The sequence below is a fragment of the Variovorax sp. MPBD4-3 genome, from assembly GCF_058809745.1.
Map to the genome: position 1 here is coordinate 57,630 of NZ_JBXASW010000009.1, position 24,648 is coordinate 82,277.

25 protein-coding genes are annotated in these 24,648 nt (G+C 65.4%); 10 read left to right on the forward strand and 15 right to left on the reverse strand.

The genetic code is table 11. From position 1 onward, the window contains the following. Positions 1–67 precede the first annotated feature (67 nt). Positions 68–727, reverse strand: a complete 660-nt coding sequence (locus AC1RVW_RS07750; protein WP_081266325.1) for a response regulator — start codon at positions 725–727, stop codon at positions 68–70. Positions 728–790: 63 nt separating this feature from the next. Further along, the gene (locus AC1RVW_RS07755; protein WP_409195624.1) at positions 791–1,561 is read right to left on the reverse strand and encodes an IclR family transcriptional regulator domain-containing protein; all 771 of its coding nucleotides are present in this window, start codon (positions 1,559–1,561) and stop codon (positions 791–793) included. Positions 1,562–1,702: 141 nt separating this feature from the next. On the opposite strand from AC1RVW_RS07755, the gene pobA reads away from it, so the two are divergent. After that, positions 1,703–2,884: a 4-hydroxybenzoate 3-monooxygenase gene (pobA, locus tag AC1RVW_RS07760; protein ID WP_493199100.1), complete on the forward strand. Its 1,182-nt coding sequence runs from the start codon at positions 1,703–1,705 to the stop codon at positions 2,882–2,884. Here the strand turns inward: pobA and AC1RVW_RS07765 are convergent. The 3 genes from AC1RVW_RS07765 to AC1RVW_RS07775 are packed head-to-tail and all read right to left on the reverse strand — an operon-like array spanning position 2,881 to position 6,566. Next, positions 2,881–3,285 carry an SRPBCC family protein gene (locus AC1RVW_RS07765; protein WP_493199102.1) on the reverse strand — a complete coding sequence of 135 codons (405 nt, stop codon included), beginning with the start codon at positions 3,283–3,285 and terminating at the stop codon, positions 2,881–2,883. The genes pobA and AC1RVW_RS07765 overlap by 4 nt on opposite strands. A 13-nt stretch (positions 3,286–3,298) precedes the next feature. Then, a complete protein-coding gene (locus AC1RVW_RS07770; RefSeq protein WP_493199104.1) occupies positions 3,299–4,198 on the reverse strand; it encodes an AraC family transcriptional regulator in 900 nt (299 codons plus the stop codon). Positions 4,199–4,235: 37 nt separating this feature from the next. Next, positions 4,236–6,566, reverse strand: coding sequence for a xanthine dehydrogenase family protein molybdopterin-binding subunit (locus AC1RVW_RS07775; RefSeq protein ID WP_106934324.1), 2,331 nt, complete (start codon positions 6,564–6,566; stop codon positions 4,236–4,238). A 234-nt stretch (positions 6,567–6,800) separates the two neighbouring features. On the opposite strand from AC1RVW_RS07775, the gene aat reads away from it, so the two are divergent. The 3 genes from aat to AC1RVW_RS07790 are packed head-to-tail and all read left to right on the forward strand — an operon-like array spanning position 6,801 to position 9,163. Continuing rightward, entirely contained in the window at positions 6,801–7,565 is a 765-nt protein-coding gene (gene aat / locus AC1RVW_RS07780) for a leucyl/phenylalanyl-tRNA--protein transferase (protein ID WP_493199107.1), read from the forward strand. Then, positions 7,562–8,311: an arginyltransferase gene (locus tag AC1RVW_RS07785; protein WP_493199109.1), complete on the forward strand. Its 750-nt coding sequence runs from the start codon at positions 7,562–7,564 to the stop codon at positions 8,309–8,311. The genes aat and AC1RVW_RS07785 overlap by 4 nt, the downstream gene beginning before the upstream one ends. Before the next feature lie 30 nt (positions 8,312–8,341). Then, positions 8,342–9,163, forward strand: coding sequence for an IclR family transcriptional regulator (locus tag AC1RVW_RS07790; protein WP_493199111.1), 822 nt, complete (start codon positions 8,342–8,344; stop codon positions 9,161–9,163). Between the two features lie 70 nt (positions 9,164–9,233). Here the strand turns inward: AC1RVW_RS07790 and AC1RVW_RS07795 are convergent, their stop codons facing one another. From AC1RVW_RS07795 to AC1RVW_RS07830, 8 genes are all read right to left on the reverse strand, one after another. Next, a complete protein-coding gene (locus AC1RVW_RS07795; protein WP_493199113.1) occupies positions 9,234–10,445 on the reverse strand; it encodes a serine hydrolase in 1,212 nt (403 codons plus the stop codon). A 118-nt stretch (positions 10,446–10,563) separates the two neighbouring features. Then, complete coding sequence (locus tag AC1RVW_RS07800; RefSeq protein WP_493199115.1) at positions 10,564–12,102, reverse strand: 2-isopropylmalate synthase; 1,539 nt, start codon at positions 12,100–12,102, stop codon at positions 10,564–10,566. 59 nt (positions 12,103–12,161) lie between these two features. Then, entirely contained in the window at positions 12,162–13,865 is a 1,704-nt protein-coding gene (leuA, locus tag AC1RVW_RS07805) for a 2-isopropylmalate synthase (protein WP_493199117.1), read from the reverse strand. 211 nt (positions 13,866–14,076) lie between these two features. Continuing rightward, a complete protein-coding gene (gene pssA / locus AC1RVW_RS07810) occupies positions 14,077–14,901 on the reverse strand; it encodes a CDP-diacylglycerol--serine O-phosphatidyltransferase (protein WP_081266313.1) in 825 nt (274 codons plus the stop codon). Positions 14,902–15,084: 183 nt separating this feature from the next. Continuing rightward, positions 15,085–16,101 (reverse strand): ketol-acid reductoisomerase, encoded by a 1,017-nt coding sequence (ilvC, locus tag AC1RVW_RS07815; protein WP_081266312.1) that lies wholly within the window; start codon positions 16,099–16,101, stop codon positions 15,085–15,087. Between the two features lie 53 nt (positions 16,102–16,154). Beyond that, complete coding sequence (locus AC1RVW_RS07820) at positions 16,155–16,418, reverse strand: DUF4282 domain-containing protein (protein ID WP_081266311.1); 264 nt, start codon at positions 16,416–16,418, stop codon at positions 16,155–16,157. A gap of 53 nt (positions 16,419–16,471) precedes the next feature. Next, positions 16,472–16,963 carry an acetolactate synthase small subunit gene (ilvN, locus tag AC1RVW_RS07825; RefSeq protein WP_081266310.1) on the reverse strand — a complete coding sequence of 164 codons (492 nt, stop codon included), beginning with the start codon at positions 16,961–16,963 and terminating at the stop codon, positions 16,472–16,474. Positions 16,964–17,067: 104 nt separating this feature from the next. Further along, positions 17,068–18,852, reverse strand: a complete 1,785-nt coding sequence (locus AC1RVW_RS07830) for an acetolactate synthase 3 catalytic subunit (RefSeq protein ID WP_081266309.1) — start codon at positions 18,850–18,852, stop codon at positions 17,068–17,070. Positions 18,853–19,132: 280 nt separating this feature from the next. Here AC1RVW_RS07830 and AC1RVW_RS07835 point away from each other — a divergent pair, with 280 nt between their 5' ends. From AC1RVW_RS07835 to AC1RVW_RS07860, 6 genes are all read left to right on the forward strand, one after another. Beyond that, positions 19,133–19,699, forward strand: a complete 567-nt coding sequence (locus tag AC1RVW_RS07835) for an RNA polymerase sigma factor (RefSeq protein WP_081266308.1) — start codon at positions 19,133–19,135, stop codon at positions 19,697–19,699. Next, positions 19,696–20,118: a DUF3619 family protein gene (locus AC1RVW_RS07840; RefSeq protein WP_493199121.1), complete on the forward strand. Its 423-nt coding sequence runs from the start codon at positions 19,696–19,698 to the stop codon at positions 20,116–20,118. The genes AC1RVW_RS07835 and AC1RVW_RS07840 overlap by 4 nt, the downstream gene beginning before the upstream one ends. Positions 20,119–20,311: 193 nt before the next feature. Continuing rightward, positions 20,312–20,956 carry a DUF3106 domain-containing protein gene (locus AC1RVW_RS07845; protein WP_234382533.1) on the forward strand — a complete coding sequence of 215 codons (645 nt, stop codon included), beginning with the start codon at positions 20,312–20,314 and terminating at the stop codon, positions 20,954–20,956. Positions 20,957–20,970: 14 nt separating this feature from the next. Further along, a complete protein-coding gene (locus tag AC1RVW_RS07850; protein ID WP_081266305.1) occupies positions 20,971–21,537 on the forward strand; it encodes an RDD family protein in 567 nt (188 codons plus the stop codon). Next, positions 21,534–21,941: a diacylglycerol kinase gene (locus tag AC1RVW_RS07855; protein WP_081266304.1), complete on the forward strand. Its 408-nt coding sequence runs from the start codon at positions 21,534–21,536 to the stop codon at positions 21,939–21,941. Before AC1RVW_RS07850 ends, AC1RVW_RS07855 begins: the two co-directional genes overlap by 4 nt. A 31-nt stretch (positions 21,942–21,972) precedes the next feature. Beyond that, positions 21,973–22,563 (forward strand): LOG family protein, encoded by a 591-nt coding sequence (locus tag AC1RVW_RS07860; protein WP_493199124.1) that lies wholly within the window; start codon positions 21,973–21,975, stop codon positions 22,561–22,563. Between the two features lie 48 nt (positions 22,564–22,611). Here AC1RVW_RS07860 and AC1RVW_RS07865 read toward each other — a convergent pair whose 3' ends face one another. After that, positions 22,612–22,950, reverse strand: coding sequence for a P-II family nitrogen regulator (locus tag AC1RVW_RS07865; RefSeq protein WP_106934316.1), 339 nt, complete (start codon positions 22,948–22,950; stop codon positions 22,612–22,614). After that, positions 22,947–24,644, reverse strand: coding sequence for an NAD+ synthase (locus tag AC1RVW_RS07870; protein WP_493199126.1), 1,698 nt, complete (start codon positions 24,642–24,644; stop codon positions 22,947–22,949). The genes AC1RVW_RS07865 and AC1RVW_RS07870 overlap by 4 nt, the downstream gene beginning before the upstream one ends. Positions 24,645–24,648 lie beyond the last annotated feature (4 nt).

Sequence of the window (24,648 nt, forward strand, 5' to 3'; positions counted from 1 at the left end):
GCCGCAGGCGTCGCCCCCGGAAGGGGGTTGGCGAAGCGACACGAAGTGCGCGCAGCCTGGGGGCGAGTCATAGCTTGGGCACCATGTAGCCTACGCCGCGCACGTTGCGGATCAATTCCGCGCCCAGCTTCTTGCGCAGGCCGTGCACGTACACCTCCACGGCGTTGCTGCTGATTTCGTCTTTCCAGCTGTAGAGCTTTTCCTCGAGCTGGGCACGCGACAACACCATGCCGGGCCGCGCGAGCAGCGGCTCCAGCACGGCCCATTCGCGGGCCGACAGCACCACCGGCTGGCCGGCCACCGAGACCTCGCGCGTGGCCGGGTTGATGCTCACGCCCATGTGTTCGTACACCGGTTCGGCCCGGCCGGCCGCTCGGCGCAGCAAGGCGCGGATGCGGGCCAGCAGCTCTTCGAGGTCGTAGGGCTTGAGCACGTAGTCGTCGGCGCCGGCGTCGAGGCCTTCGATGCGCTGCTGGACCGAGTCGCGCGCGGTGGCAATCAGCACCGGCATGCGCTGCTTGCGCGCGCGCAGGTTGCGCAGCACTTCCAGCCCGTCGCGGCGCGGCACGCCCAGGTCGAGCATCACCAGGTCGTACTGCTGGGTGCGCAGCGCCGACTCCGCGGCCTCGCCGTCTTTCACCCAGTCCACCGCGTACTGCTCGGCACGCAGCAGGTCGAGCACGGCTTCGCCGATCATCACGTCGTCTTCGAGCAGGAGGAGTCGCATGGTTGTGTCCGTTTCGGGGATTCGAGGCGCGGGCCTTCGCTAAAGTTCAGATCGTGGGGAGCGTCACAGCAACGAACGCACTTCCCGCGCTGCTTCGAACAATAGCGGGAGCATGTCGCGCTGCAGGGCCTCTTCCTGGTAGCGCGTGCCCGACAGCACCATGTTCAGCGCCGCCACCGTGTGGCCCTGCATGTCGCGCAACGGCACCGCCAGCGCCTGCACGCCCAGTTCGTGTTCCTCGCTGGCAAAACAATAGTCGTCCTTGCGGGCGCGGGCGACCAGCTGGCGCAGGCCGCGCGCCTGTGTGACTGTGTGGGGCGTGAGCCGCGCCAGGTGGCGGCCCTTGAGCCACTGCGTGAACACGGTGGGCGCCATCGCGGCCAGCAGCACGCGGCCGGTCGAGGTGGCATGGGCCGGCAGCCGTGCGCCCAGGTGCAGGCCGTAGGCCAGCACGCGCGTCGGCGTGCCGTAGCTGCCGCTGCGCGCAATGATGACCACCTCCTCGCCGTCGAGCACCACCGCCGAGAAAGACTCGCCCGTCTGTGCTGCCAGCCGGTTCAGCGTGGGTTGCAGGGCACGTGGCAGGCGCGACGACGCGAGGTAGCTGCCCGAGAAGCGAAGCACCTTCGGCGCCATCCAGAAATAGCTGCCGTCGGTTTCCAGGTAGCCCAGGTGCGCCAGCGTCAGCAGGTGGCGGCGGGCCGCGGCGCGGGTGAGGCCGGCGCGCTCCGCGGCCAGCGTGGCGTTGAGCCGCTGGCGCTCGGTGTCGAAGCTCTCGAGCACTGCCATTCCCTTGGCAATGCCCTCGATGAAGTCGGCTCTGGCGATGGTCATTCGTCGTCGGGTCGTCGTTGGGTCGAAGTGTTGCGCGATCATCGCGCACGCGTTCGCATGATCGCACAGAGCATCTCGCGCCGGCGCCACAGACGGGCGGGCGCGACCTACGCTCCACCAAACCATCCCGGAGACACGAACATGCGCACCCAGGTCGCGATCATCGGCGCCGGCCCCGCCGGCCTTCTGCTCGGTCAGCTTCTGCACAAGGCAGGCATCGACAACGTCATCGTCGAACGCCAGAGCGGCGACTACGTGCTCGGGCGCATCCGCGCCGGCGTGCTCGAGCAGGTCACCATGGATCTGCTGGCCCGCGCCGGCGTCGACGCTCGCGCCAAGGCCGAAGGCCTGCCGCACGAGGGCATCGAGCTGCTCTTCAAGGGCGCGCGCCATCGCATCGACATGCACGGCTTCACGGGCGGCAAGCAGGTCACGGTGTACGGCCAGACCGAAGTGACGCGCGACCTGATGGAAGCGCGCGAAGCCGAAGGCCTGAAGACGGTCTACAGCGCAGCGAACGTCAGCCTGCACGACTTCGACTCGAACAAGCCGCGCGTGCGCTACGAGAAGGACGGCCAGACGCACGAGATCGAATGCGACTTCATCGCCGGCTGCGACGGCTACCACGGCGTGAGCCGCGCGAGCGTGCCGCCCGACGCGATCCAGACCTACGAAAAGATCTACCCCTTCGGCTGGCTCGGCGTGCTGGCCGACGTGCCGCCGGTGTCGCACGAGCTCATCTACGCGAACACCGAGCGCGGCTTCGCGCTGTGCAGCATGCGCAGCGCCACGCGCAGCCGCTACTACGTGCAGGTGCCGACCGAGGAGCGCGTGGAAAACTGGAGCGACGAGGCCTTCTGGAACGAACTTCGCGCACGCCTGGACCCCGAGGCACGCGAACGGCTGGTGACCGGCCCGTCCATCGAGAAGAGCATTGCGCCGCTGCGCAGCTTCGTTGCCGAGCCGATGCGATTCGGCTCGCTGTTCCTGGCGGGCGACGCGGCGCACATCGTGCCGCCGACCGGCGCCAAGGGGCTGAACCTCGCGACGGCCGACGTGGGCTATCTGTCGCGCGCATTGGAGATCTTCTACCGCGAGAAGTCGGCCTCGGCGCTCGACCGCTACTCCGACCTGTGCCTGCGCCGCGTGTGGAAGGCCGAGCGCTTCTCGTGGTGGTTCACCTCGCTGATGCACCGCTTTCCGGAAACCGGCGCCTTCGGCCAGAAGATCCAGGAAGCGGAACTCGACTACCTGGTGCACTCGCACGCAGCATCCACCTCGCTGGCCGAGAACTACGTCGGCCTGCCGCTGGAAGAGTTCTAGGCGGTGCGCCCTTCGAGCGCCGCCTTCATCGCGGCGGCGCCCTGCACCATCATCGGCTCCACGTAGGCAGCCATGGCATCGGGCAGCACATCGGTGATCCACACGAAGCGGGAGCGACCCGGACCTTCCGTGAACACCTGCGCCGATGCGTGGTGATGGCTGGCCTTGCCGCCTGCGACGGTGTAGGCCAGGCGGCGGTGCGTGTCGTCGATGCCGACCGGCACCTCGCGCGCCACGAGGCCGTTGGCGAAAGTCAGCACGCGGGCGCCTTCCGCATCGATGGTGCAGCCGGTGAGAAATCCCGGTGCGAGCCGCACGTGCACCGCGTTGACGTCGCGCAGTGCGTCCCACACACGGGCGGCGTCCGCCTCGACGATGAATTCCTTGTAGATGGTGGCCATGCCTAGCCTCGCTTCAGAGTGACGCGACCCGGCCCGACGGCTGGATCAGGCGCTCATCATCGAGAAGCGCTGCGATGCGGTCTTGGAAAATCTTGCGGTCTCCGCGTGCCGCCTTGCGGAAGCCACTGGGCGACACGCCGGCCGCACGGTGGAAGGTGCGCACGAAATTGCTGAGGTCTGCAAAGCCCACGTCGAACGCGACCTCGGTCACGGGCCGGCCGTCGTCCTCGGCCAGCAGGCGCGCGGCACGGCGCAGCCGCGAGCGCACGAGGTACTGGTGCGGCGTGACGCCCAGCACCTGGGAGAACAGCCGCAGGAAGTGGAAGGAGCTCAATCCGGCCTCGGCCGCCGCGCCGTCGAGGCCGATGTCGCTCTGCGAGTTGGCGTCGATCCACACCGCGGCATCGACCGCGCGACGGCGGTCTCGCGCCGCGGCCGTGGACGGCGGCACGGACTTCCGGCGCCCGGACACGACCTCGACGAAACGGCTCGCGAACCACATGCCCAATTCGTCCAGGCCCGTATCGCCCTGCCCTTCGGCCGCGGCCTGGGCGAGTTCGCCGATCGCCATGAGCTCGGCCAGCGGCGGCAGGCCGCCAGCGCGCCAGGCCTTCGAATCTCCGCCGATCAGGTCGACGAAGCCGGGCGACAGGTGGAACGCGAGGCACTCGTCGCCGCACACATGGTTGTCGTGTGTGCAGACGTATTCGTCGCCGGGGCGACCGACCAGCACCGAGCCGGTCACCAGTTCGTAGGCCCGGCCGCGCGTGCGGTAGCCGAAGCTGCCCTTGCGCACGTACGAGACCGAGTAGCCCTCGTGCAGTTCGGCAAAGGGCTGCGCGTCAGGCCCCGCGTCGCAGCGGTAGCTGGCGACGCTGATGGCGTCGGTCTTTGCTTCCGTGGTGACGAGCATGGCAGGCGCCCTTTTTCCGTCCCACGGAAACGATTGCTCAATCGACCGTTTGCATCGCCTGCCAGACACGCGCAGGGCTCAGCGGCATGTGCAGCCGCGGCGCGCGGGTGGCAAGGCCGTTGCGCGCAAAGGCGTCGGCCACCGCGTTCACGATGGCCGGCGTGGCGCCGATGGTGCCCAGTTCGCCCACGCCCTTCACGCCCAGCGGGTTGTTCTTGCAGGGCGTGGATTCGTCCATTTCCATGTTGAACATGGTGTCGACGATGTCGGCGCGCGGCGCGGCGTAGTCCATCAGGCTGCCGGTGACGGGCTGGCCGGTCTCGTGGTCGTACACCACCTGCTCGTAGAGCGCCTGCCCGATGCCCTGCACCGCGCCGCCTTCGAGCTGGCCGCGCACGATCATCGGGTTGATGACGCGGCCCACGTCGTTGACCGAGCTGTAGGCCACCACGCTGATCTCGCCGGTGGGCGGATCGATCTCGATCTCGCAGATGTGGCAGCCGTTGGGCCAGGTCGGGCCGGCCACGGTGCTGGTGGAGTCGACGAAGATCTCGCGCCCGGGCTGCTTGCCTGCGAGCGTGAACAGGTCGAGCTCGAGGTCGGTGCCGGCCACCATGAACACGCCGCGCGTGTAGGTGATGTCGTCGACTGCAGCCTCGAACTCCTGCGCCGCGAGCTCGCGCGCCTTGTCGATGGTGCGTTCCGCGCCGATGCGCACGGCCGAGCCGCCGGTGAAGAGCGAGCGCGATCCGGCGCTGCCGAAGCCGTCGCCGCGGTCAGTGTCGCCGAGCACCACGCGCACTTTGTCGATGGGCACGCCGAAGGCGTCCACGGCCAGTTGCGCTAGCGAGGTGGCAATGCCCTGCCCCATGGCGTTGACGGCAGAGAAGACCTCGATCACGCCATCGGCCTGCACGGACACCGTGACACGCTCCTCGAACACGTTGCCGCCCGTCCATTCGAGGAAGGTGGCAATGCCCAGGCCGCGATGCTTGCCCTGGCTGGCCGACGCGGCGGCGCGGCCCTCGAACCCCTGCCAGTCGGCCAGCGCCAGCGCCTGGTCCATCACCGACTCGAAGTTGCCGGTGTCGTAGGTCTGCGCCATCGGGTTCTTGTACGGCATCTGCTCGGGGCGGATGAAGTTGCGGCGGCGCAGCGCGATGCGGTCGATGCCGGTCTGGCGCGCGGCCTCGTCCATCAGCCGCTCGATGGTGAAGATGGCCTCGGGCCGGCCGGCGCCGCGGTAGGCGCCGGTGGGCGCGGTGTTAGTGAGCACCGCCTTGAAATGGAAGTCGATGGTCTGGATGTCGTAGACGCTGGTCTGCACCCAGGGGCCGATGAGCAGCTGGATGGCAACACCGGTGCCGGTGGCGTAGGCGCCCACGTTGGCGAGCGTCTTGATGCGCAGCGCCAGGATCTTGCCGTCGGCGTCCAGCGCCATTTCGGCGCGGGCCTCGATGTCGCGGCCGTGCGCGCTCGACAGGAACTCTTCGCTGCGGTCGGCCACCCATTTCACCGGACGGCGAACCTGAAGCGCGGCAAACGCGACCGCGATGTCTTCGGGGTAGGCGCCGGTCTTCATGCCGAAGCCGCCGCCGACATCGCCCACGACCACGCGCACTTTCTCCTTGGGCAGGCCGATGGCCGCGCACAGCGAATCGCGAACGCCGGAAGGCATCTGCGTGCTCATGCGGATGGTGAGGCGGCCCGTGTCGGCGTCTTGCGCGGCGAGCACGGAACGCGGTTCGATGGTCAGCGCGACCACGCGCTGGTTGTTCACGTCGAGCGCCACCACATGGCTGGCCTTGGCAAAGGCGGCGGTGGCGGCCTCGCTGCTGCCGTGGCGCATTTCGGCGGCGATGTTGCCGGAGGCCGCTTCGCACAGCTGCGGCGCGCCTTCGGCAGTGGCGCTGGCAAGGTCGACCACCATCGGCAGGTCTTCGTAGTCGACCATGATGGCTTCGCAGGCGTCGCGCGCCTGCTGCACGGTATCGGCCACCACGAGCGCCACGGCCTCTCCGACGAAGCGCGTGCGTTCATGCGCCATTGCGTAGCGCGGCGGGCTGGCGCTGTCGCTGCCGTCCGCGCGCTTGAAGCCCGCGGCGCCGGGCATCGGCTTGACGCCGGCCCGCGCCATGTCGGCCCCGGTGATCACGCTGAGCACCCCCGGCATGGCAGCCGCCGTGCTGGTGTCCACGGAAAGTATGCGTGCGTGGGGATAGGAAGACCGCAGGAAGACAAGGTGCGCCTGGCCGGGCAACGTGACGTCGTCGGTGTAGCGTCCGGCCCCGGCCAGCAGGCTTTCGTCCTCGAGTCTGCGCACTGCCTGGCCGCTGCCGAAGCGTGTGGGATTGGATTCAGTGGTCAACGTGGTCCTCTTGTGCTGATCCCGGCGCAAAACAGTTGCCAGCCGGATTCGCTGGTACCTGAGGGTACCGTGGCGAATGCAAGCTGTGGACTATATGGTCTTCGACGGGTCTTGTGGGTGTGTCGTGCCAGCGGTCGCTACGCTCCGGGCCTTTGCCTGATGGGCAGACCCGGGGCGTACGCAATTTTCCCCCAACTGGATTCAGTTTTCGATAAGCCGTGTATACCTGTGAACATGCAACAACTGCCTTGGCTCGAACCCGGAGACGCGCTGCCCGATCCCGCATCGGCATGGGGGGCCGCCGACCCGGTGCCCGGCCTGCTCGCGGCCGGCGGCGCACTGGATGTCGATACCCTGACGCAGGCCTACGGCAGTTGCGTCTTCCCATGGTTCAGCGAGGACCAGCCGATTCTCTGGTGGAGCCCCGACCCACGCATGGTGCTGCAGGTAGCTGACTTCCACCTGCATCGCTCGCTGCGCAAGACCCTGGCGCGCTTTGCGCAGACGCCTGGCTGCGAAGTGCGCATCGACCACGACTTCGGTGCCGTCATAGAGGCCTGCTCGCGCTCGCCACGGGTGGGCCAGTCGGGCACGTGGATCGTTCCGGACATGGTGCGGGCCTATACGGATCTGCACCGCGCCGGCCATGCCCACAGCGTCGAGACCTGGATCGACGGCAAGCTGGCGGGCGGCCTCTATTGCGTGGCGCTGGGCCGCGCGGTGTTCGGCGAGTCGATGTTCACGCGCCGGCCCGACGCCTCGAAGATCGCGCTGGCGGCGCTGGTGGCGCTTTGCAGGCGTTACGGCGTGCAAATGATCGACTGCCAGCAGAACACACCCCACCTCGCGAGCCTCGGCGCCCGCGAAATGCCGCGCGGGCGCTTCGTCGCCCACGTGGCCCAGGCCCGGCAGGAAGAGGGGCCACAGTGGCGTTTCGAGCCCGTATACTGGACTGAACTCCTTTCCGCGCGACCTCATTCTCCCGATGTGACGACGTGACGCACCTCAAGGACCTTCCGCTTCACACCCTGCAGTTCTACGCGACGGCGCCCTATCCCTGCAGTTACCTGCCGGATCGCCAGGCCCGCTCGCAGGTGGCCACGCCCAGCCACCTGATCCACAACGACGCCTACTCCGACCTGGTGCTCAGCGGCTTCCGGCGCAGCGGCATGTTCACCTACCGCCCCTACTGCGACGGCTGCCGCGCGTGCGTTCCGCTGCGGGTGCTGGCCAACAGCTTTCACCCCACGCGCAGCCAGCGGCGCGCGGTGAAACAACATTCCGACCTGCAGGCGCGCGTGCTGAAGCTCTGCTTCGTGCCGGAGCACTACCAGCTTTACCTGCGCTACCAGAACGGCCGCCACGCGGGCGGCGGCATGGACCACGACAGCATCGACCAGTACACCCAGTTCCTGCTGCAGAGCAGGGTCAACTCGCGACTGGTGGAGTTTCGCGAAACACTGCCTGACGGCAGCGCCGGGGCGCTCAAGATGGTGTCGATCCTCGACGTGCTGAACGACGGCATCTCGGCCGTCTACACCTTCTACGAGCCCGACACCAGCGCCGGCTACGGCACCTACAGCGTGCTCTGGCAGATCGAGCAGGCGCGCAAGCTGGGCCTGCCGCACGTGTACCTGGGCTACTGGATCGAGCACAGCCCGAAAATGAACTACAAAGCGCGCTTTTCCCCGCACGAAGTGTTGGTGGACGGTCGCTGGCAAGCGCCCGGCGATTTCACAAGGTAAAATGGCGCTCGGTCATCACCGCAGAGCGCCATGAGAAAAAACCAATCAGACATTCCCGCCGTTCCCGTGATCCAGGTGATCGAGCGCATGTTCGCGCTGATCGATGTCCTGGCATCCCGCGAAGAGGCGATTTCGCTGAAGGAGATCAGCGAAAAGACCGGCCTTCACCCGTCGACCACGCACCGCATCCTCAACGACCTCGCGGTGGGTCGCTTCGTCGACCGGCCCGAGGCCGGCAGCTACCGTCTGGGCATGCGCCTGCTGGAGCTGGGCAACCTGGTCAAGGGCCGGCTCAACGTGCGCGACGCGGCGCTGGGGCCGATGCGCGAGCTGCACAAGCTCACGCAGCAGCCGGTCAACCTGAGCATGCGCCAGGGCGATGAGATCGTGTACATCGAGCGCTCCTACAGCGAGCGCTCGGGCATGCAGGTGGTGCGCGCCATCGGTGGCCGCGCCGCCCTGCACCTGACCTCGACCGGCAAGCTGTTCCTGGCCGCCGACGATCCGCAGCGCGTGCGCAGCTACGCCACCCGCACCGGGCTGGCCGGCCACACCCGCAACAGCATCACCCAGTTGCCCGCGCTCGAGCGCGAGCTGTCGAAGGCGCGCCAGTACGGCATCGCTCGCGACAACGAGGAACTGGAGCTGGGCGTGCGCTGCATGGCTGCCGGCATCTACGACGACCAGGGCAAGCTGGTGGCGGGCCTTTCCATCTCTGCCCCGGCCGATCGGCTGGACGAAGGCTGGCTGCCCAAGCTGCAGGCCACGGCCAACGAGATCTCTGGCGCGCTGGGGTTCAAGGATGGGGCTGCGGCCACCCCGGCGAACGGCGGCCCCTCGGCAGGCGCCTGACCCTGGCAGAACCCCAAAAGCAAACAGGCCCTGCGAAGGGCCTGTTTTCATTGGAACGGGTAGATCCAGCTCAGCCAGCGACCTGGTAGCCCACGTTGCGCGAAGATGCGGCCGGCGAGCCGGAGATCGAATGCGTGGCCTCGACCCAGCGGCGAACGCGCTCGGCATCGGCAATGCGGCTGAACTTGCCGGCCGAATCCAGGAACACCATGATCAGCTTGCGCCCCGCCACCTTCGCCTGCATCACGAGGCACTGGCCGGCTTCGGAGATGTAGCCGGTCTTCTGCACACCGATTTCCCAATCGGGACTCTTCACGAGACGGTTGGTGGTGTTGAACTGCAGCACGCGGTTGCCCACCTCCACCTGGTATTCAGGCGAGGTCGACAGCGAACGCACCGTGGCGTCTGCATAGGCTGCATTGACGAGCAGCGCCAGGTCTTGCGCGCTCGACTGGTTGCGGCTCGACAGGCCCGTAGGCTCGACGTAGCGCGTGTCCTTCATGCCGAGCATCTTGGCCTTGGCATTCATGATGCTCACGAAGGTCGACAGCCCGCCCGGATAGGTACGGCCCAGCGCGTGCGCCGCACGGTTTTCGCTCGACATCAGCGCCAGGTGCAGCAGTTCGCCGCGCGACAGCGTCGTGCCGACGGTCAGGCGCGAGCTGCTGCGCTTTTCGGTGTCGACATCGTCCTGGGTGATGGTGATGAGCTCTTCATTCGGCAGGTGCGCCTCGCTGATGAGCAGGCCGGTCATCAGCTTGGTGAGCGACGCGATCGGCAGCACGGCGTGGTCGTTCTTGCTGAACAGCACTTCGTGGGTGTCCTGGTCGATGACCAGCGCGACGCTCGACTTCAGGTCGAGCGAATCTTCGGTGCCGTGCAGGCCGGCCATCTGGCCGAAGGACTGGCGCGCGGGCTGTTCGACACGAACCACCGAGCGGCGCTGGACGGCCACCACGGTCTTGCCGTTCTTCTTGTGGATGGTGGCAACCACGTTGCGGCCACCACGAACGACCTTTTCTACTTTTTCGTTCTTCTCGGCCCGGCCGCCACGACTGGCGACGGCGGCGCCGCGAGCCGTCTTGGACGACGCGCTGCGCTTGGCCTCGACCGGCACAACGCCCTTCTTGGCGGCAGCGGTCTTGGAGGCGGCGGGCTTTTCTTTTTTCGCGGCCTGGGCGCCAGGCAGCAAAAACGCCGTGGCGCAGAACGCGACGGCGATGAACTTGAGTGCGGGTAGAAACCGCTGGCTGGAAACTCGGCGGAGACGGGCTTCAGGCATTAATAAATCTCCAGCGGCGACAAACGAGGACCGCAGTGTATCGAAATCAAAAAAGGCACGCAATATCAGTTACTTGCATCCTCTTCTTCAATCGAATACCAAGGATCGCCTGAAACACCTAACCTTGTGCCGCAACTCTCTCAGCTTGGCTCTGTAACTTGTTGAGCGCACTCAAATAAGCCTTTGCCGAAGCGACCACGATGTCGGGGTCTGCCCCCACACCATTGACCACCCGCCCTGCGTTTTGTAACCGGACTGTAACTTCTCCTTGGCTTTCCGTCGAGCCGCTGATGGCGTTTACAGAGTAAAGAACCATCTCTGCGCCACTCTTGACGTGCGACTCGATCGCCTTCAGAGAAGCATCAACCGGGCCATTGCCGTCGGATTCGCCAGTAACTTCCTTGCCTTGGACGGTGAAGACGACCTTGGCCTGGGGGCGCTCTCCGGTTTCGCTGTGCTGGGAGAGAGAAACGAACGCAAACCGCTCACCAACGTTCGACACCTCCTCCGCGCTGACGAGCGCGAGGATGTCTTCGTCGAAAATTTCGGATTTGCGATCGGCCAGTTCCTTGAAGCGCAGGAAAGCGGCGTTGATCTCGCCTTCGCTCTCCATGGCCACGCCCAGTTCCTGCAGGCGCTGCTTGAAGGCATTGCGGCCGCTGAGCTTGCCCAGCACGATCTTGTTGGCCGTCCAGCCCACGTCTTCGGCGCGCATGATTTCGTAGGTGTCGCGGGCCTTGAGCACGCCGTCCTGGTGAATGCCCGAGGCATGCGCGAAGGCATTGGCGCCCACCACCGCCTTGTTCGGCTGCACCACGAAGCCGGTGGTCTGGCTCACCATGCGGCTCGCGGCCACGATGTGCTGGGTGTCGATGCGCAGGTCGAGCCCGAAATAGTCCTTGCGGGTCTTGACCGCCATGACCACTTCCTCGAGCGAGCAGTTGCCCGCGCGCTCGCCCAGCCCGTTGATGGTGCATTCCACCTGGCGCGCGCCGCCGATCTTCACGCCGGCCAGCGAGTTGGCCACGGCCATGCCCAGGTCGTTGTGGCAATGCACCGACCAGATGGCCTTGTCGCTGTTGGGAATGCGCTCGCGCAGCATCTTGATGAAGTTGCCGTAGAGCTCTGGAATGGCGTAGCCGACGGTGTCGGGCACGTTGATGGTGGTGGCGCCTTCGGCAATGACGGTCTCCAGCACGCGGCAGAGAAAGTCCGGATCGCTGCGGTAACCGTCTTCGGGGCTGAATTCGACGTCGCCGATCTGGTTGCGCGCGAAGCGCACCGCCAGTCGGGCCTGTTCGTGCACCTCGTCGGGAGTCATGCGCAGCTTCTTTTCCATGTGAAGCGGCGAGGTCGCGATGAAGGTGTGGATGCGCCCGCGGGCCGCGCCCTTGAGGGCCTCGGCGGCGCGTGCGATGTCGCGGTCATTGGCGCGCGACAGGCCGCACACCGTCGAGTCCTTGATCGTGTTGGCAATCGCCTTGACGGCCTCGAAATCGCCGTTCGAACTGGCCGGAAAGCCGGCCTCGATGACGTCGACCTTCAGCCGCTCCAGCAGCTTGGCAATGCGCATCTTCTCGTCGCGCGTCATCGAGGCGCCCGGCGATTGCTCGCCGTCGCGCAAGGTGGTGTCGAAAATTATGAGTTGCTCGGTCATCGTGGTTCTCCTTGGTTCGCTGCCACCTGCCGAGCACTGCGCGGATCCGCGCGGCGACGTCAGGCGATTTCAACCACCGATTGTGCGCTGTGCGCGCCCCGGGCCCGCGAACGCTGGACACCCGAAACAATCGCTTTCAGCGACGCCGAGATCACGTTGGCGTCGATGCCCACGCCGAACAGCGTCTGGCTTTCATCCACGCGCAGTTCCAGGTAGGCCACGGACTTCGCATCGGCTCCGGCGCCGATCGCGTGCTGGTGGTAGTCCATCACGCGCACCGTGTGCCCCGTGGCCTTGCTCAGCGCCTGGGTGAAGGCGTCGATGGGTCCGTTGCCACGGCCTTCGATGGCATGCGTTTCGCCATTCCACGGCAGATCGCCGCGCAGGACCACGGAAGCGCTGGCGCCCTCGCCTTCTTCCTCGATCACACGGTGCTGGAGCGATTGCGCCGTCTCGATGCCGTATTCGCGCACGAACAGGTCCCAGAGGTCGGCTGCAGTGAGTTCCTTGCCGGCCACGTCCATCACGCGCTGCACGACCTGCATGAATTCCATCTGCAGGCGGCGCGGCATTTCAATGCCGTACTCGCTCTCGAGCAGATAGGCCATGCCACCCTTGCCGGACTGGCTGTTCACGCGGATCACGGCTTCGTAGCTGCGGCCCACGTCCTTCGGATCGATGGGGAGGTAAGGCATGTCCCAGATGTCGCCTTCCTTGCGCGCCGCGAAAGCCTTCTTGATCGCGTCCTGGTGCGAGCCGGAGAACGAGGTGTAGACGAGGTCGCCCACGTAAGGGTGGCGCGGATGCACGGAAATCTGGTTGCAGTGCTCCACCGTGGCGCGGATCTCGTCGATGTTCGAGAAATCGAGTTCCGGCGAAACGCCCTGGGTGTACAGGTTGAGCGCGACGTTCACGAGGTCGAGGTTGCCGGTGCGCTCGCCGTTGCCGAAGAGACAGCCTTCGATTCGCTCGGCGCCGGCCATGAGGGCCAGCTCGCCGGCCGCGGTGCCGGTGCCGCGGTCATTGTGCGGATGCACGCAAAGCACGATGGAATCGCGCCGCGCGAGGTTGCGGTGCATCCACTCGATCATGTCCGCGAAGATGTTCGGCGTGGAATGCTCGACCGTCGTCGGCAGGTTGACGATGCACTTGCGCTGCGGCGTCGGTGCCCACACTTCCGTTACCGCATCGACCACGCGCTTGGAAAACGCCACGTCGGTGCCCGAGAACATTTCGGGCGAATACTGGAAGGTCCACCGGGTGTTTGGCTGCTTCGCTGCGAACTCGTTGAACATGCGCGCGTGCGTGGTCGCGAGCTCGACGATCTGGTCTTCGTTCATGCCGAGGACCACGCGGCGCATCACCGGTGCCACGGCGTTGTAGAGATGCACGATGGCGCGCGGCGCGCCTTGCAGCGACTCGAAGGTGCGTGCAATGAGGTGGTCGCGTGCCTGCGTCAGCACCTGGATGGTCACGTCTTCGGGAATGCGGTCTTCCTCGATGAGCTTGCGCACGAAGTCGAATTCGATCTGCGATGCCGAGGGAAAACCGACTTCGATTTCCTTGAAGCCGATGGCCACGAGGGTTTCGAACATGCGCATCTTGCGCGCGATGTCCATCGGCTCGACCAGCGCCTGGTTGCCATCACGCAGGTCGGTCGACAGCCAGATGGGCGCCTTGGTCAGCACGGCATCGGGCCAGGTACGGTCCTTGAGGCCGATCGGGGCGAATGCGCGGTATTTGCTTTGAGGTTGCTTGAGCATGTCGATTTCTCTGTGATGGTTGGTAATCGACCAGCAACCCCAAAAAACAAACGGCCCGTTGCTGGTGCTAACGGGCCGTGGTGAGGGATTTGCGCGTGCGCTACCGTCTCCGCCCGTGAGGGAGGGTTAGTAGGGCCAGCAGCGAAATCTTGGTCATGAGGGTTGCGAATGTAGCACAGCATGAGCAGGCCTGGAAAGGCCTGCCCTGGCCTCAGTTATGCAGTCCGCGCTCGTCGGGCTCTTCGGTGGAGGTACTGATCACGCTTGCCGGCTGGCCCTTGGCCTTGCGCCAGGCATACACGACATAGCCGCTCAGGCCGTAGGCGACGAACAGGCCGAAGAGCACCGTCGGCGGGTTGATGTTGATGACCGCAATGCCCAGCGCGATGAGCACGATCACCACGAAGGGCACGCTCTTCTTCATCTGGATGTCCTTGAAGCTGTAGAACGGCGCGTTCGTGACCATCGTGAGACCCGCATACAGCGTGAATGCGAACGTGACCCAGGTGATCTGAGTCCACGAAAGGTACAGCACGTCGCCGCCGCGCTTGCCCCATTCGTTCACCAGCCAGATGAAGCCGGCCACCAGTGCCGCGGCCGCCGGCGACGGAAGTCCCTGAAACCAACGCTTGTCGACCACACCGGTGTTCACGTTGAAGCGCGCCAGCCGCAAGGCCGCGCAGGCGCAATACACGAACGCGGCGATCCAGCCCCAGCGCCCCAGGCCCTTGAGCGACCATTCGTAAGCGATGAGCGCGGGCGCGGCACCGAACGACACCATGTCGGACAGCGAATCCATCTGCTCGCCGAACGCGCTCTGCGTGTTGGTCATGCGGGCCACGCGGCCGTCGAGGCTGTCGAGCACCATCGCGGCGAACACGCCCAGCGCCGCGAGGTCGAAGCGCGCGTTCATGGCCATCACCACCGAATAGAACCCGCCGAACAGCGCCGCCAGCGTGAACAGGTTCGGCAGGATGTAGATGCCCTTGCGGCGTTTGCGCGGTTGCACGTCGTCGGGAACCGTATCGTCATGCATTGAAATTGCCTCCGTCCCTCATGGGCACGCCACGTACAGCTATCCAATCGATAGCATCTTGATCTGTGAATCGCATGGCTCGCAGTGTAGTTCAGGGGACCTCTTCGACCCCCTTCAAACAGAAGGGCCACCGCGACGGGTGGCCCTCGGGAAAAGGCGCCGAAGCGCCCTTCAGCCGGAAGATCAGTTGCGGGTCTGGTCGACCAGCTTGTTCTTCTTGATCCAGGGCATCATCGCGCGCAGCTTTTCGCCGACGACTTCGATCTGGTGCTCTGCGTTCAGGCGGCGGCGGCTGATCAGCGTGGGAGCGCCGGCGGCGTTTTCCAGCACGAAGCTCTTGGCGTACTCGCCGGTCTGGATGTCCTTCAGCACTTGCTTCATGACCTTCTTGGTCTCTTCGGTCACGACGCGCGGGCCGGTGACGTACTCGCCGTATTCGGCGTTGTTCGAGATCGAGTAGTTCATGTTGGCGATGCCGCCTTCATAGATCAGGTCGACGATCAGCTTCAGCTCGTGCAGGCATTCGAAGTACGCCATTTCGGGCGCGTAGCCGGCTTCCACCAGCGTTTCGAAACCGGCCTTGATCAGCTCGACCGTACCGCCGCACAGAACCGCTTGTTCGCCGAACAGGTCGGTCTCGGTTTCTTCGCGGAAGTTGGTCTCGATGATGCCGGCCTTGCCGCCGCCGTTGGCGGTGGCGTAGCTCAGCGCGAGGTCACGTGCCTTGCCGGTCTTGTCCTGGTGCACGGCCACGAGGTGGGGCACGCCGCCGCCTTGGGTGTACGTGCTGCGCACGGTATGGCCCGGGGCCTTGGGAGCGACCATCCACACGTCGAGGTCGGCGCGCGGCTGCACGAAGCCATAGTGCACGTTGAAGCCGTGCGCGAAGACCAGCGAAGCGCCTTCCTTGATGTTCGGAGCCACGTCGTTCTTGTAGACGTTCGCGATCTGCTCGTCGGGCAGCAGGATCATGACGACGTCGGCGGCCTTCACGGCGTCGGCGACTTCAGCGACCTTCAGGCCGGCCTTTTCGACCTTGGGCCACGAGGCGCCGCCCTTGCGCAGGCCGACCACGACCTTGACGCCGCTGTCGTTCAGGTTCTGCGCGTGCGCATGGCCTTGCGAGCCGTAACCGATGATGGCGACCGTCTTGCCCTTGATGAGGCTGAGGTCCGCGTCCTTGTCGTAATAAACCTTCATATGCGTCTTTCCTATTTAATCTCGAGCATCCCCAACAGCGGGGACGCATTCACTCACAGTGGGCCGGAAGTATTCCGGGCCTTCATTTGCTGATTGATGGACACGAGGTTGTCGTGAATGCGGAACAGCAGGATCAGCAATTCGCTGTAGACGCGAACGATGATCGCGCCGAAAACCAGGACCCCGATGGCGACCAGGATTCGTCCCTGGAACAGCGCCGTGGCGGTCATTGCGAGCACAGCCAGCAATCCAAGGAAATACAGTATCCGGATGATGATGGGCGTCACCATCTTGTCGAATCCCAGCAAGTCTTGCATCACGTTCTCCTCATGTGTCGATGAAACGATGAAACTGAGGGGATCTGCACCCCCTACACGCGCAGGATGCGCTCACCGCGCCCGATGCCGCTGGCACCGGTGCGGACAGTTTCGAGGATAGCGCTACGCTCGATCGCTTCGAGGAAAGCGTCGTTCTTGCCGTGGTCGCCGGTGAGTTCGATGGTGTAGCTCTTGTCGGTCACGTCGATGATGCGGCCGCGGAAGATTTCCGCCATGCGCATCATTTCCTCGCGCTCCTTGCCGACCGCGCGCACCTTCACCATCATGAGCTCGCGCTCGGTGTAGGCGCCCTCGGTCAGGTCGACGACCTTCACCACTTCGATCAGGCGGTTCAGGTGCTTGGTGATCTGCTCGATCACGTCGTCGGAGCCGGTCGTGACGATGGTCATGCGCGAGAGGCTCGAGTCCTCGGTCGGCGCGACTGTCAGCGATTCGATGTTGTAGCCACGGGCCGAGAACAGGCCCACCACGCGGGAAAGAGCACCCGGCTCGTTTTCCAACAGCACTGCAATGATGTGTTTCATGTTTGCGTGACTCCTCTTTTCGCCGCCCTCCCCCGTGCACGGTAATGCGCGGGCTCGGCGGGCAATAGATTCGTCAGTAAGGAGTTGAGCGAATGTTCCGCGGATCAGAGATCTTCGGAACCCAGCAGCATTTCGGTGATGCCCATTCCGGCCTTCACCATCGGGAACACGTTTTCAGTGGGATCGGTGCGGAAGTCCATGAACACCGTGCGGTCCTTGAGCTTGCGTGCTTCGCGCAGCGCGGGCTCCACGTCTTGTGGACGCTCGATCAGCATGCCGACGTGGCCGTAGGCCTCGGCGAGCTTCACGAAGTTGGGCAGTGCATCCATGTAGCTGTGGCTGTAGCGGCCGGAGTATTCGATCTCCTGCCACTGCCGCACCATGCCCAGGTAGCGGTTGTTGAGCGAGCAGATCTTGATCGGCGTGTTGTATTGCAGGCAGGTGGATAGTTCCTGGATGCACATCTGCACCGAGCCTTCGCCGGTGATGGTGAACACTTCCGAATCGGGCTTGGCGAGCTTGATGCCCATGGCATAGGGAATGCCCACGCCCATGGTGCCCAGGCCGCCGGAGTTGATCCAGCGGCGCGGCTCGTCGAAGCGGTAGTACTGGGCGGCCCACATCTGGTGCTGGCCCACGTCCGACGTGATGTACGCGTCGGCGTCCTTGGTCATGTTCCAGAGGGTCTCGACCACGTACTGCGGCTTGATCACGTCCTTGTTGCCGCGGTCGTACTTGAGGCAGTCGCGCGAGCGCCAGGCCTCGATGGTCTTCCACCAGCCGGCCAGCGCACCGGCGTCGGGCTTGGCGGTGCTCTCGCGGATCATCGAGATCAGTTCGGTGAGCACGTCCTTCACGTCGCCGACGATCGGGATGTCGACCTTCACGCGCTTGGAGATGCTCGACGGGTCGATGTCGACGTGGATGATCTTGCGTTCGTTCTGCGCGAAGTGCTTGGGATTGCCGATGACGCGGTCGTCGAAACGCGCACCCACCGCCAGCAGCACGTCGCAGTTCTGCATCGCGTTGTTGGCTTCGATGGTGCCGTGCATGCCCAGCATGCCGAGGAACTTGCGGTCGCTCGCCGGATAGGCGCCCAGGCCCATCAGCGTGTTCGTGACCGGGTAGCCGAGCATGTCGACCAGGGTGCGCAGCTCGTTGGTGGCGTTGCCCAGCAGCACGCCGCCGCCCGTGTAGATGTATGGGCGCTTGGCGGCCAGCAACAGTTGCAGCGCCTTGCGGATCTGTCCGCCGTGGCCCTTGCGCACCGGGTTGTACGAACGCATCTCGACCTTGTCGGGATAACCTGCGTAGGGAACCTTCTTGAAGGAAACGTCCTTCGGCACGTCCACCACCACCGGGCCCGGACGGCCGCTGCGCGCGATGTGGAAGGCCTTCTTCATCGTCATGGCCAGATCCTTGGGATCCTTGACGAGGAAGTTGTGCTTGACGATGGGGCGGGTGATGCCGACCGTGTCGCATTCCTGGAAGGCGTCGAGGCCGATGGCCGCGGTCGGCACCTGGCCCGAAATGATCACCATCGGGATCGAGTCCATGTACGCCGTGGCGATACCGGTGACCGCGTTGGTCAGGCCCGGGCCGGAAGTGACCAGCGCCACGCCGACTTCGCCGGTCGCGCGCGCATAGCCGTCGGCCGCGTGCACGGCTGCCTGCTCGTGACGCACCAGCACGTGCTGGATGGTGTCCTGCTTGTAGAACGCGTCGTAGATGTAGAGAACGGCGCCGCCGGGGTAACCCCAGACGTATTGCACGCCTTCGGCCTGCAGTGCCTTGACCAGCACTTCAGCGCCCATGAGTTCTTGCGTGGCGTTGCCGGCGTTCGACGACGCAGCGGCAGCGGAGAGGATTTCCGCCTTGGAGATTTCCATGATCAACCTTTGTTTATTTCGGGAACGAAATACCTTGGGTGCCCCTTGCCAACCCTTGTGAGGCCGCGCCAGGACTTGAGGCCAAAGCCATGAGCGGACTGATGTTCCGCCGGACCGTGACCCGTTTGCCTTTTGACTTGCAGCGCGGATTATGACATTTCCGGGCGTTCAGATTCGCTTCAGCTCTTGCGTAAAGCGACAAAGGCATAATCCGCGGCGGTAAACATACGCGATCGCTAGACCCCTCTTCCCACGCGGCGCGACCTGCGCCCCCTCTCGCTTGGCCACTGAACTAGAACTCTCCGACTTCCTGAAAAGCGTCGAACGACGCGCTTTCAAGCGCTCGGTCTACCACGTGCGGGATGAAGAAGCGGCGCTCGATATCGTGCAGGACAGCATGATGAAGCTGGCGCAGCACTATGGCGACAAGCCGGCTGACGAACTGCCGATGCTGTTCCAGCGCATCCTGTCGAACTGCACCCTCGATTGGTTCCGCCGCCAGAAGACCCGCCGCGCCCTGTTCTCGAACCTCAGCGACTTCGACTCGGTCGACGACGACGGCGATTTCGACCTGCTGGAGAACTTCGTCTCGCCGACCGACTCTAGGGAATCGGAGAGCGCCGAAGACACCACCCGCCGCGCCCAGGTCTTCCACGAGATCGAGGAACAGATCGCAGCATTGCCGGGCCGTCAACGCGAGGCTTTCCTGATGCGTTACTGGGAGGAAATGGACGTCGCGGAGACGGCCGCAGCGATGGGCTGTTCCGAAGGCAGCGTCAAAACCCACTGCTCGCGAGCCGTTCACGCTCTGAGCAAAGCGCTCAAGGCCAAGGGAATATCGCTATGAATACTAAGGTTTCACCCTCCTCATTCACCGCCGAAGACGAGTTCGGACGGCGCCTCGCTGCCCGCCTCTCGGCCGGCAACAAGGAGCTGCCGCACGACATCGGCGAACGGCTCCGCGTGGCTCGTGCGCAGGCCGTGGCCGCGCGCAAGCTGCCCCCGCAACTGCGGGCGGCCCCCGTGGTGGTGCAGTCGGGCCACACGGCAATACTGGGTGGCAGCTGGTGGACCCGCATCGGCTCGGTGGTGCCGCTCATTGCGCTCGTGGCCGGCCTCATCACCATCAGCGTGATGCAGGACGACGACCGCGCCAGCGAACTCGCCGAAGTCGATTCGGCACTGCTCACCGGCGACCTGCCGCCTGCTGCCTATACCGACCCCGGTTTTGCTCAATTCCTGAAGGCCGACAGCGCCTCCGACTGAACTTTTCACTGACCGAATGCGACGCCGCCCCTCTCCCAGCGCGAACTCCTCCCGCCCGCTGCGCCCGCTTCAGGCGGGCGCAGTCGTTTGGGCGAGTGCGCTTGCGGTTGCCGCCCTTGGGCTGACGACTGCCGGCGCACAGCCCCGTGCAGAGACCGCTGCGGCCACCGCAGGCGTCAGCAGCCCCAAGGCCGTGTCGACGACCAAGCCGCTCTGGAGCGAACTCACCTCGGGGCAGCAGCAGGCCCTCGCGCCGCTCGGCCCCCACTGGAACACCCTGAACATCGGGCAAAAGCGCAAATGGCTGGCGCTGTCGCGCAATTACTCGGAAATGTCGGCAGAGGACAGGAAGACGCTTCACAGCCGCATGATCGAGTGGGCCGCACTGAGCAACCAGCAGCGCACCCAGGCACGCCTGAACTTTGCGGAGGTCAAGCGCATTCCGGCTGACGAGCGCAAGGCCAAATGGGAGCAGTACCAGGCCCTGAGCGAGGAAGAAAAGCGAAAGCTGGCCGAGCGCGCTCCTCCCAAGCCGCGCGGTGCCGCCATCCCGGTGCGTCCTGTTTCCTCGCAGAAGCTCGTGCCCGTGCCTGCGGTCACGCCCGGCGTGCAGCACACGCCGAGGATCCTGCTGACGCCGCCGCCCGCTCCTCCGGCGCCGCCCGCCACACTCATGGTCGCCACCCCGCCGGAACGCTCGCCTTCGACAGCTCCGGCTGTCGTGGTGACCCCCGCGGCGCCGCAGCCCTCCGGCGTCTCGGCGCCGCCAGTTCCTGCGGAAGCACAGGTGCCGCCCCCTTCGTCGGCCACGGCTGAACCGGCTGCCACTTCTCCCTGACCATAAGGGCCTCGATGGTTTCCAGTACTCCCGAAGTCTCGGGATCCGATCACCCGGCCTCGCCCGTCCCACCAGCAAGCAGCGCTCCCGTCTCTACAGTGCCCGGCCTGTGGCGCCGGATGGCCTGCTGGCTCTATGAAGGCATGCTGCTGTTCGCGGTCGTGTTCGTCTCGGGCTGGCTCTTCAGCACGCTGGGACAGATGCGCGACGCCATGGATTCGCGGCGCCATCTTTTCCAGGCTTTCCTCTTCGTCGTTTTTGGCGTGTACTTCGTCTGGTTCTGGACCAAGGGCCAGACCCTCGCCATGAAAACCTGGAACATCCGCATCGTCGACTTGCAAGGCCGGCCCATCAGCCAGCGCCGGGCGCTTGCACGTTACCTGCTGAGCTGGATCTGGTTCCTGCCACCGCTGGCCGCCCTTGCCCCTTTCAAGCTCTCGGGCGGCGAATCGACCCTCCTGATCTTCGGCTGGGTCGCCATCTGGGCCCTGCTCGCACGTTTTCACCCCGACCGCCAGTTCTGGCACGACGCCTGGGCCGGTACGCGGCTCATCACCTCCAAGCCGATGAGCCGCCGATGAGTGCCTTGCCCAATCTTCCCGATCCCGCCGTCAATCCGCAAAAGGCCCGCAAGGGCTTCGAGCGCGTCTGGCACGCCACGCTCATCTCGCTGCACGGCCTGCGCGCCGGCTGGAGCGAGCCCGCCTTCCGCCAGGAAGCCATCCTGTCGATCGTGATGATCCCGGCGGCTTTCTGGCTCGGCCGCAGCTGGGTCGAAGTGGCCCTGCTCGCGGGCAGCGCGCTCCTGGTGATGATCGTGGAACTGCTCAACACCGCGGTCGAGGCCGCCATCGACCGCATCGGCCCCGAATGGCACGACCTGTCCAAGCGCGCCAAGGACATGGGCAGCGCGGCCGTGCTGCTGTCGCTCGTGCTCTGCGGCGGCATCTGGGCCGCCGCGCTGTGGCAACGCTTCCTGTCATGAGAAGGCATGCCGGCTGCGGCATGATGGCAGGATGAATCCTGAATTTTCGATCTGTGTGTATTGCGGCTCGCGCCCCGGCGAGCGCCCCGAGTTTTCCGAGGCCGCGCAGGCGGTCGGCCAGTGGATCGGCAAGCACGGCGGCCAATTGGTCTACGGCGGTGGCCGCACGGGCCTGATGGGCACGGTGGCCGAGGCCACCCGCCTCGCCGGCGGCCGCGTGGTCGGCGTCATTCCCAAGGCGCTGGTCGACAAGGAACTGGCCAATTCGCTGTGCGACGAACTCCATGTGGTCGACACCATGCACGAACGCAAGGCCATGATGGGCGAGCGCGCCGACGCCTTCGTCGCCCTCCCGGGCGGCATCGGCACCTTCGAGGAACTCTTCGAGATCTGGACCTGGCGCCAACTCGGCTATCACGACAAGCCGACCGGCATCCTCAACACAGCCGGCTACTACGACGGCCTGCTGGACTTCCTGGCCCACAGCGTGCGCGAAGGCTTCATGGGCGAGTGGCAGATGGAACTGATCCGCACAGGCACCGAGGTGACCGAGCTTCTGGCCGCGTTGCGCGCCGAAGTGCCGCTCCATCCGCGGGAAGACAGGCTGTCGGAAAACCTCTGACGCCAGCCCACCCTGAAAAAGCCTCCGTTACCGGAGGCTTTTTTTGCTTCAGACCGCGTTTTCGTTCTCTTCGCCCGTACGGATGCGCACGATGCGTTCGACCTCGGTCACGAAGATCTTGCCGTCGCCGATCTTCCCGGTGCGCGCGGAATTGACGATGGCCTCGATGCAGCGCTCCACGTCGGCCTCGTTGACGACCACCTCGACCTTCATCTTGGGCAGGAAGTCGACCACGTACTCGGCGCCGCGGTACAGCTCGGTGTGCCCCTTCTGGCGGCCGAAGCCCTTGACCTCGGTGACTGTCAGGCCGGTAACGCCCACTTCGGCCAAGGCCTCGCGCACGTCCTCGAGCTTGAAGGGTTTGACGATGGCGGTGATCTGCTTCATGGTTTTCTTGCTCCGGCGGTTTCGTTGAATTTGCTGGTGATAGGGTAACGCCAATCCTTGCCGAAGCTTCGATGGGTGACCCGAATGCCTACGGGCGCCTGGCGCCGCTTGTATTCGTTGATCCTGATGAGCCGCGCAACCCGCTCGACCACCGCGCGCTCGTAGCCGGCGGCGATGATCTCGTCGATGCCTTCGTCGTCCTGCATGTAGCGTGCCAGGATGCCGTCGAGGATGTCGTAGGGCGGGAGGCTGTCCTGATCGGTCTGGTCGGGCCGCAGTTCGGCGCTGGGCGGGCGCGTGATGATCCGCTCGGGAATGGGCTCGGCGCCGGTGCCGTAGGGGTCGTGGGCATTGCGCCAGCGCGCCAGCGCGAACACCGTGGTCTTCAGCAGGTCCTTGATGACCGCGAAACCGCCCGCCATGTCGCCATAGAGCGTGCAATAGCCGGTGGCCATTTCGCTCTTGTTCCCGGTGGTCAGCACGATGGAGCCGAACTTGTTCGACAGCCCCATCAGCAGCGTGCCGCGGATGCGGGCCTGGATGTTCTCTTCGGCCGTGTCCTCGGGCATGCCCCTGAACTCTTCGGCCAGCGCGTCCTTGAAGGACTCGAAGGTGTGCCTGATCGAGATTTCGTCGTAGCGCACGCCCAGCCGGCCTGCCATGTCGCGCGCGTCGATCCAGCTGATGTCGGCGGTGTAAGGCGAAGGCATCATGACCGCGCGCACCTTGTCCTTGCCCAATGCGTCGACCGCGATGGCGAGCACCAGGGCGGAGTCGATGCCGCCCGAAAGCCCCAGGATGGCACCCGGAAACCCGTTCTTGCCGACGTAGTCGCGCACGCCAAGCACCAGCGCGTCCCAGAGTTGCGCCTCGGCGTCGCGCGGCGCGGCAATGGCTCCCGCCTCGGCAACGAAGCCCACGCCACCCTGCGGCGTACGTTCGAGCTGGGCGAACACCAGCTTTTCGCGAAAGCTCTCGGCCTGCATCGCGGCGGTACCGTCGGCCTGCAGAGCGAAAGAGGCGCCGTCGAACACCACTTCGTCCTGCCCGCCCACCAGGTGCGCATACACCAGCGGCAGCCCGACGGCACGCGCCCGGTCGGCCATGCGTGCCACGCGCTCGCCTTCCTTGCCTACGTGGTACGGCGAGGCGTTGATCACGGCAAGCACCTCGGCTCCGCTTTCGCGGGCGAGTTCTGCCGGCTGGTCGAACCAGGCGTCCTCGCAGATCAGCAGGCCGACCGAGACGCCGCCCGCCTCGAACACGCAGGTATCTTGCCCCGGCGTGAAGTAGCGGCGCTCGTCGAACACCTGGTAGTTGGGCAGTTCGCGCTTGGCGTATGTCTCGAGGACGCGGCCTTCCTTGATGACGCTGGCCGCGTTGTGCCGAAGCTGTACCGCCACCGAGCGGCTGCGCAGGCTGCCGCCGGTCGGATGCCCCACCACCACGACCATGTCTTTGAGGTCGGCCAGAGCGGCAGCAATGCCTTTCACGGCATCATCGCAAGCTAGAGTGAAGGCGGGCCGCAGGAACAGGTCTTCTGCCGCATAACCGGCAATGGAAAGTTCCGGTGTCAGCAGCAGGCGCGCGCCTTGCGAATAGGCCTCGCGTGCGGCATCGACGATCTTCTTCGCGTTGCCGGCGAGGTCGCCCACCACAAAATTGAGTTGCGCGATGGCGAGCTTGAGCGTCATTGCA

Coding starts and splice junctions, on each gene's coding strand:
- AC1RVW_RS07870 (WP_493199126.1), bottom strand. CDS start 24,644: ATGACGCTCAAGCTCGCCATCGCGCAACTCAATTTTGTGGTGGGCGAC.
- AC1RVW_RS07820 (WP_081266311.1), bottom strand. CDS start 16,418: ATGCAAGACTTGCTGGGATTCGACAAGATGGTGACGCCCATCATCATC.
- AC1RVW_RS07795 (WP_493199113.1), bottom strand. CDS start 10,445: ATGCCTGAAGCCCGTCTCCGCCGAGTTTCCAGCCAGCGGTTTCTACCC.
- ilvN (WP_081266310.1), bottom strand. CDS start 16,963: ATGAAACACATCATTGCAGTGCTGTTGGAAAACGAGCCGGGTGCTCTT.
- AC1RVW_RS07855 (WP_081266304.1), top strand. CDS start 21,534: ATGAGTGCCTTGCCCAATCTTCCCGATCCCGCCGTCAATCCGCAAAAG.
- AC1RVW_RS07800 (WP_493199115.1), bottom strand. CDS start 12,102: ATGACCGAGCAACTCATAATTTTCGACACCACCTTGCGCGACGGCGAG.
- AC1RVW_RS07865 (WP_106934316.1), bottom strand. CDS start 22,950: ATGAAGCAGATCACCGCCATCGTCAAACCCTTCAAGCTCGAGGACGTG.
- pssA (WP_081266313.1), bottom strand. CDS start 14,901: ATGCATGACGATACGGTTCCCGACGACGTGCAACCGCGCAAACGCCGC.
- AC1RVW_RS07755 (WP_409195624.1), bottom strand. CDS start 1,561: ATGACCATCGCCAGAGCCGACTTCATCGAGGGCATTGCCAAGGGAATG.
- AC1RVW_RS07830 (WP_081266309.1), bottom strand. CDS start 18,852: ATGGAAATCTCCAAGGCGGAAATCCTCTCCGCTGCCGCTGCGTCGTCG.
- AC1RVW_RS07840 (WP_493199121.1), top strand. CDS start 19,696: ATGAATACTAAGGTTTCACCCTCCTCATTCACCGCCGAAGACGAGTTC.
- AC1RVW_RS07770 (WP_493199104.1), bottom strand. CDS start 4,198: ATGCTCGTCACCACGGAAGCAAAGACCGACGCCATCAGCGTCGCCAGC.
- AC1RVW_RS07790 (WP_493199111.1), top strand. CDS start 8,342: ATGAGAAAAAACCAATCAGACATTCCCGCCGTTCCCGTGATCCAGGTG.
- AC1RVW_RS07850 (WP_081266305.1), top strand. CDS start 20,971: ATGGTTTCCAGTACTCCCGAAGTCTCGGGATCCGATCACCCGGCCTCG.
- aat (WP_493199107.1), top strand. CDS start 6,801: ATGCAACAACTGCCTTGGCTCGAACCCGGAGACGCGCTGCCCGATCCC.
- pobA (WP_493199100.1), top strand. CDS start 1,703: ATGCGCACCCAGGTCGCGATCATCGGCGCCGGCCCCGCCGGCCTTCTG.
- AC1RVW_RS07750 (WP_081266325.1), bottom strand. CDS start 727: ATGCGACTCCTCCTGCTCGAAGACGACGTGATGATCGGCGAAGCCGTG.
- leuA (WP_493199117.1), bottom strand. CDS start 13,865: ATGCTCAAGCAACCTCAAAGCAAATACCGCGCATTCGCCCCGATCGGC.
- AC1RVW_RS07765 (WP_493199102.1), bottom strand. CDS start 3,285: ATGGCCACCATCTACAAGGAATTCATCGTCGAGGCGGACGCCGCCCGT.
- ilvC (WP_081266312.1), bottom strand. CDS start 16,101: ATGAAGGTTTATTACGACAAGGACGCGGACCTCAGCCTCATCAAGGGC.
- AC1RVW_RS07860 (WP_493199124.1), top strand. CDS start 21,973: ATGAATCCTGAATTTTCGATCTGTGTGTATTGCGGCTCGCGCCCCGGC.